The sequence below is a fragment of the Streptomyces niveiscabiei genome (assembly GCF_001419795.1).
GTDB lineage: Bacteria > Actinomycetota > Actinomycetes > Streptomycetales > Streptomycetaceae > Streptomyces > Streptomyces niveiscabiei.
Genome location: NZ_LIRL01000945.1, coordinates 1 through 5697, shown reverse-complemented (window position 1 = coordinate 5697; position 5697 = coordinate 1). Strand labels below are relative to the sequence as shown.

At 70.7% G+C, this 5697-nt stretch carries 6 protein-coding genes; 4 read left to right on the top strand and 2 right to left on the bottom strand.

Annotation, left to right across the window (positions count from 1 at the left end):
* The first annotated feature begins 127 nt into the window (after positions 1 to 127).
* Both AOK24_RS37535 and der read left to right on the top strand, forming a co-directional pair.
* Entirely contained in the window at positions 128 to 715 is a 588-nt protein-coding gene (locus AOK24_RS37535; RefSeq protein WP_240554307.1) for a lysophospholipid acyltransferase family protein, read from the top strand.
* 53 nt (positions 716 to 768) lie between these two features.
* Complete coding sequence (der, locus tag AOK24_RS37530; protein ID WP_409124108.1) at positions 769 to 2250, top strand: ribosome biogenesis GTPase Der; 1482 nt, start codon at positions 769 to 771, stop codon at positions 2248 to 2250.
* Between the two features lie 47 nt (positions 2251 to 2297).
* Here der and AOK24_RS37525 read toward each other — a convergent pair whose 3' ends face one another.
* Both AOK24_RS37525 and AOK24_RS37520 read right to left on the bottom strand, forming a co-directional pair.
* Positions 2298 to 2687: a hypothetical protein gene (locus tag AOK24_RS37525; RefSeq protein ID WP_055724418.1), complete on the bottom strand. Its 390-nt coding sequence runs from the start codon at positions 2685 to 2687 to the stop codon at positions 2298 to 2300.
* A 62-nt stretch (positions 2688 to 2749) separates the two neighbouring features.
* Positions 2750 to 3526 carry a hypothetical protein gene (locus tag AOK24_RS37520; protein ID WP_055724417.1) on the bottom strand — a complete coding sequence of 259 codons (777 nt, stop codon included), beginning with the start codon at positions 3524 to 3526 and terminating at the stop codon, positions 2750 to 2752.
* A 522-nt stretch (positions 3527 to 4048) separates the two neighbouring features.
* Between AOK24_RS37520 and AOK24_RS37515 the strand changes: the two genes are divergently transcribed.
* Complete coding sequence (locus AOK24_RS37515; protein WP_055724416.1) at positions 4049 to 4810, top strand: LysM peptidoglycan-binding domain-containing protein; 762 nt, start codon at positions 4049 to 4051, stop codon at positions 4808 to 4810.
* A gap of 116 nt (positions 4811 to 4926) precedes the next feature.
* Positions 4927 to 5466 carry a LysM peptidoglycan-binding domain-containing protein gene (locus AOK24_RS37510; RefSeq protein WP_055724415.1) on the top strand — a complete coding sequence of 180 codons (540 nt, stop codon included), beginning with the start codon at positions 4927 to 4929 and terminating at the stop codon, positions 5464 to 5466.
* The last annotated feature ends 231 nt before the right edge of the window (positions 5467 to 5697 follow it).

The window sequence follows — 5697 nt, the reverse complement described above, 5'->3', positions numbered from 1 at the left end:
CCCCCGGCCCGCCACGGGTTCCCGGCTTGCCCGGCGGCTCCAGCTCACCCGGCGTACCCAGCCCTCCCCCTCGGTCACCCCCTCGGAGAGAGGTGCTGAGGTGGGGCGGCGGATCGGGGTGGGGCTTATGTACGGTCTCTGGAAACCCCGGGTACTCGGTTCCTGGCGGGTGCCGGCCACCGGGCCGGTCATTTTCGCCGTCAACCACTCGCACAATATTGATGGCCCGATGGTGATGGGCGTGGCCCCGAGGCCGACGCACTTTCTCATCAAGAAGGAAGCATTTGTGGGGCCCCTGGACCCCTTTCTGCTGAGCATTGGCCAGCTGAAGGTGGATCGGGACTCGACCGACCGGGGTGCCGTCACCCAGGCGCTGGACGTGTTGAAGAACGGCGGTGTGCTCGGGATCTTTCCCGAGGGGAGCCGGGGTGAGGGGGACTTCGCGGCGTTGCGGGCGGGTCTCGCCTACTTCGCCGTGCGGGGGAACGCGCCGATCGTCCCCGTGGCTGTCCTGGGAAGTTCGGAGCGTCAGGGACGGTTGGTCAAGGGGCTGCCCCCGCTGCGCTCGCGTGTGGATGTCGTCTTCGGCGACCCTTTCGACGCGAGTGACGGCACGGGCCGCCGTACCCGCAAGGCCTTGGACGAGGCCACGGAACGTATCCAGAAGCAGCTGACAGCGCACCTGGAAAACGCCAGGCGTCTCACCGGACGCTAGGCGACACTTAGTAGTGGATCAGCCGATAACGGGCCGGTCCACCGATCACCACGATGAACGAGGTACGGAACTTCATGAACGACGACAACCACTCCGAGTACGACCACGGAGCGCTCGGTGACGCCGAGTACGCGGAGTTCATGGAGCTCGCCGCGGAAGAGGGCTTCGACGTCGAGGACGTCGAGGGCGCCATCGAGGAGGCGGGACACGGCCCGCTGCCGGTGCTGGCCGTGGTCGGCCGGCCGAACGTCGGAAAGTCGACGCTGGTCAACCGGATCATCGGACGGCGCGAGGCCGTCGTGGAGGACAAGCCGGGGGTGACCCGCGACCGCGTGACGTACGAGGCCGAGTGGGCCGGCCGGCGCTTCAAGGTCGTCGACACGGGCGGCTGGGAGCAGGACGTCCTCGGCATCGACGCGTCGGTCGCCGCGCAGGCGGAGTACGCGATCGAGGCGGCCGACGCGGTCGTCTTCGTCGTGGACGCCAAGGTCGGCGCGACGGACACCGACGAGGCGGTCGTACGGCTGCTGCGCAAGGCCGGGAAGCCGGTCGTGCTGTGCGCGAACAAGGTGGACGGGCAGAGCGGCGAGGCGGACGCGGCGTACCTGTGGTCGCTGGGCCTCGGCGAGCCGCACCCGGTCTCCGCGCTGCACGGCCGCGGCACCGGCGACATGCTGGACGCCGTCCTGGAGGCGCTGCCGGAGGCGCCGGAGCAGTCCTTCGGCGGGGCGATCGGCGGTCCCCGGCGGATCGCGCTGATCGGCCGCCCGAACGTCGGCAAGTCCTCGCTGCTGAACAAGGTGGCGAACGAGGAGCGCGTCGTCGTCAACGAGCTGGCGGGCACGACCCGCGACCCGGTCGACGAGCTGATCGAACTCGGCGGCGTCACCTGGAAGTTCGTCGACACGGCCGGTATCCGCAAGCGCGTCCACCTCCAGCAGGGCGCCGACTACTACGCCTCGCTGCGCACCGCCGCCGCCGTCGAGAAGGCCGAGGTGGCCGTCATCCTCATCGACGCCGCCGACTCCATCTCCGTACAGGACCAGCGGATCGTCACGATGGCCGTCGAGGCGGGCCGCGCGATCGTCGTCGCGTACAACAAGTGGGACACGCTCGACGAGGAGCGCCGCTACTACCTGGAGCGGGAGATCGAGACGGAGCTGGGGCAGATCGCCTGGGCGCCGCGGGTGAACGTCTCGGCGCGCACCGGGCGGCACATGGAGAAGCTCGTCCCGGCGATCGAGACGGCGCTGGCGGGCTGGGAGACGCGCGTGCCGACCGGCAGGCTGAACTCCTTCCTCGGCGAGCTGGTCTCCGCGCACCCGCACCCGATCCGCGGCGGCAAGCAGCCCCGCATCCTCTTCGGCACCCAGGCCGGCACCAAGCCGCCGCGCTTCGTGCTCTTCGCCTCCGGCTTCATCGAGGCGGGCTACCGCCGCTTCATCGAACGCCGTCTGCGCGAGGAGTTCGGCTTCGAGGGCACCCCGATCCACATCTCGGTGCGCGTGCGCGAGAAGCGCGGCAAGAAGAAGTAAACGGTTGCAGCGAAAAGGGCGGCTCCTTCGGGAGCCGCCCTTTTCGCTCAGTACCCCCGGCGCGGTGCCGGCGGCAGCGCGGGGAGGTTCTGCGCCCCCTGGTACTGGTACGGCTGCTGCTGCCCCAGCGTCCCCACGCGCTGCCACTGCCCCTGCTGCCGCGCGCTCTGCGCCCCCGCGCTGTAGGCGCTGTACGAGCCGTTGTACGAGCCCGCGTACCCCCCGGCGTACCCGCCGCCGTGTCCGGGCCCGCCCCCGAACGCCGTGAACCCCAGCTCATCCTCCCCGCTCCGGTCGCCCGGCAGCGCCCGGAAGGACTTGACGTACTCGGCGTAGAGCGCGTCGTAGATCGGGGTGGCCGACTGCGCGTCCTGTCCGGGGCGGGCGGACGGGATCGCGGCGTAGGACGGCCACAGGGAAGAGTCGTATGTGTGCACGTCACTCCAAACGACCCGGCCGGGCAAGGGATGCGGTGCGGGAGGTGTGACCGGGGTGAGCGTCACGTGCCCGCGAGGGGTAGGGCCGCGGCCACCAGGCGGCCGTTCGCCGCGGCCTTGTCGAGGGCGTCGCGGAGCAGGTCCTCGCGGGGCTGGCGGCCGATGGAGCCGACCGGGGCCGCGAACATCAGCACCTGCTGGTGCTTGTTGGCGGCGGCGCGCCAGCCGTCGGTGACCTGGAGCGGCTGGTGCGCCTGCCACCAGGCCGCGGGCTGGGCGCCGTTGGGGCCGGGCTGGAGGATCGCGTGCAGCTGGCCGACGGCGAGCAGCACCGACCAGCCGTGCCGTACCGGCGGCACCTCGGTGATCTGGCCGACCGGCGTGAAGCCCTGCTCGACGAGCAGCGGCAGGAAGTCGTCCCCCGGGCCGGTGGAGCCGGGGCGCGCGATCGGCGCGGTCGGCTCGACGACGAGCGCGGGGTGCAACTCCCCGGCGATCAGCACGAGTCCGCTCGTCACCCCGAGAACCGCCTGCTCCGGTACGGACTTGGCGGGCTCGGCGGCGCTGCCGCTGATGGAGCGGACGGCGCCCTGGAGCTGTTCCTCCGTCACCTGGACGACCTGGGAGGGCAGGCAGCCGGCGTGGGCGAAGGCGAGGACGGCGGTCTCGTCCCCGATGAACAGGACGGTGCTGGTGCGCTCGTGCTCGGAGTCGCCCGGGGTGCGGCAGGACGTGCAGTCGTAACTGCCCGGGGCGTTGTCTCCGGTGAGCAGCCGGTCGGCTTCTTCGTCGCCGATCTCGGCGCGTACCTCGTCGCTGACGTCGAGCATGCGCGGCACGGTGGCTCCCTCGGGATGCGGTGCTGTGGCGGGCCGGGTGGGTCCCCGGCTCATTCAGACTCAACGGGCGAGCTGTGGTGGGAGTCACGCACCTGGGAGGACTGAACCGAGCCATCTGACGCGGTCGGTCACTTTGGGCTTCTATTCGAACACTCATGGCCAAGTAACGGGTGGGTCACGGGCGTTGGTTCCGTGAGGTGACTCACAGGGCGCTCTGGTTCATGGTCGACACATCATGAAATGGGTGGATGTAAAGGCCGTTCAATTCTCTTTGTTACCTCTGGTAACGCCTAACTGGCCTGCGGAAACAGGGAGTTGGTTGCTAACGGCTCGTCAGGGCTCCTAGATTCCTCCGCCGGTGCACAGAGCACCACCCGGAACCTGTGCGGCGACCGCGCTGGGACAGACAGCGCGCCGATGCATCACGTCGGCGCACAGGGGGCGGAACGCGATATCGGCGTCCATACGCGGATAGCGTCCCGCTCGTCAGGGGGAAATCCGGGTCCGTAGAGAGGGAACTTCATGTCCGAGTGTGCCGATAACACCCGCCGCGCCCGCACGACCGCTGTCCTCGCCGGGGCAGCGCTCCTCGCGCCTCTGGGTCTGCTGGCCACGAGCGGCAACGCCGCCGCGGCCGACAGCGGGGTGTGGGACCGGATCGCCAAGTGCGAGAGCGGCGGCAACTGGCACATCAACACCGGCAACGGCTACTACGGGGGGCTCCAGTTCTCCGCCTCCACGTGGCGTGCCTACGGCGGGACCGCGTACGCGTCCACCGCCGACCAGGCGTCCCGGGAGCAGCAGATCGCCGTCGCCAGCAAGGTCCAGCGCGGGCAGGGCTGGGGTGCCTGGCCCGTGTGCTCGTCCCGTGCCGGGGCCTACGGCAGCGCGCCGTCCAACTCCGGCTCCGGGTCCGGGTCTTCGGGCTCCGGGTCGACGGGCTCGGGGTCCGGGTCCGGGTCCGGGTCCGGGTCCGGGTCCGGGTCCGGCTCGGTGAAGAAGTACAAGAGCGAGAGCTCGTACAAGAAGAGCTCCGCCAAGAAGGGCTCCGCCGGCGAGAGTTCGCGCAAGAACTCGGCCCCCGAGCGGTCCTCGGGGAGCAGCACCACGCGCGGGACCCTCCGGGCGACGCCGGGCGCGAACTACACCGTCCGCGCCGGTGACACGCTCAGCGGGATCGCCGAGCGCAACGGCACGACCTGGGGTCGGCTGTACTCGGCCAACAAGGCCGCCATCGGGGGGAACCCCGACCTGATCATGCCGGGGCAGCGGCTGCTCGTCTGAGCCGTCGCCGGCGTCTCCGGGGCCGGGCCCCATCCGGTGAGCCGACCGGGTGGGGCCCCCGCCGTCGCGCGGCGCGGCTGGGGGAGGGGTACGGGCGTGCCGCCTACGGTGACGCGATGTTTCTCGTGCCTCTGCTGACGGCCCTGCTGCCGGTCCTCGCCGCTCCGTCGCCCGCGCCGGTCTCCTACGACTGCGCCCGCGACCAGTGGCCCTGGGCCTGTGTCGCCGAGTGCGAGAGCGGCGGGCGTTGGGACGCCAATACCGGCAACGGGTATTACGGCGGGCTCCAGTTCTGGGCGCCGACCTGGAAGGAGTTCGGGGGGCTCTCGTACGCGCCCCGCGCCGACCTCGCGTCCCGGGAGCAGCAGATCGCCGTCGCGCAGGAGGTGTTGGCCCTCCAGGGGTGGGAGGCGTGGCCCGCGTGCTCCGAGCGGTACCGGCTCCGGGGGCGCGTGTACATCGTGAAGTCCGGGGACACGCTCTCCGGGATCGCCGCCAAGTACCGTGTCGCGGGCGGGTGGAAGGCTCTGTACCAGGCCAACAAGGATGCGGTGGGCGCGTATCCGGACCGGCTCAACCCCGGTACGTTCCTCGTGCTCCCCCGGTCCACGGCCCGCGAACGTCCGCCGGCCGTCTTCGGGCCGCCCCTCGGGTAGGTGGCGGTTTGATCTCGCTGTGGCTCAAGTGGCTGTCGTACAACGGCAATTGACTGCAAGATGCCTTCTGGCAGGCCGACGTCGACACATGGTGGTGCATCAGATGGCTCTCCGGAACGGCACGCGGTGCATGGTTGGAGTGGCCGCGCTTCTCCTCACCCTCGCCGGGTGCAGCCACGACCCCGACGACAAGCTGCCCCGCTTCACCCCCTCGCCGTCGCCCTCCTCCTC

Excerpts from the sequence above, each read along its gene's own strand:
- AOK24_RS37535 (WP_240554307.1), top strand. The coding sequence starts at position 128 with ATGTACGGTCTCTGGAAACCCCGGGTACTCGGTTCCTGGCGGGTGCCG.
- der (WP_409124108.1), top strand. The coding sequence starts at position 769 with ATGAACGAGGTACGGAACTTCATGAACGACGACAACCACTCCGAGTAC.
- AOK24_RS37515 (WP_055724416.1), top strand. The coding sequence starts at position 4,049 with ATGTCCGAGTGTGCCGATAACACCCGCCGCGCCCGCACGACCGCTGTC.
- AOK24_RS37510 (WP_055724415.1), top strand. The coding sequence starts at position 4,927 with ATGTTTCTCGTGCCTCTGCTGACGGCCCTGCTGCCGGTCCTCGCCGCT.